This is a genomic window from Neisseria sp. P0001.S005, assembly GCF_051963715.1.
This window is the reverse complement of record NZ_JBQCTZ010000742.1, coordinates 1-376: the sequence shown is the minus strand read 5'-3', so window position 1 is coordinate 376 and position 376 is coordinate 1. Positions and strand designations below refer to the sequence as shown.

Annotated in this window: 1 pseudogene; it reads right to left on the bottom strand. The window is 41.0% G+C overall.

The annotated features are described in order from the left end of the window. Positions 1-149: pseudogene (nadR, locus tag ACTHSP_RS22645) on the bottom strand (MarR family adhesin repressor NadR); the annotation flags it as partial. Between the last annotated feature and the right edge of the window lie 227 nt (positions 150-376).

Here is a 376-nt window from a genome sequence, read left to right as displayed (position 1 = left end):
GTGCCGTTTTCCGCTAAGAGCCGGATGATACGCCATTGCTGGTCAGTAATATTGGCTTGGTTCAGAATAGGGCGGAATTGGGTCATCAATGCTTCCCGCGCCTGAATCAGACCGATATTGATAGATGCATGTTTAGATTGGTTGGGCATTACTAAGTCTCCGGTGTTATCAAAAATCAAACCGTTGAAGCGTGAGGTAGATTGATAAAGGCGAATATTGCTGTTTTAAGGCTGCCGTCGGCAGCCGGGTCATGGGAACAAAAGCATCACTGCCACAATATTAGATGAAGATCTCTAACAGTTTGTTTTGATAATAATGTTTCCAATTGTTCTTATGGTTATATCTTAGTCTATTTTCTTTATAATCTCAACAAAAT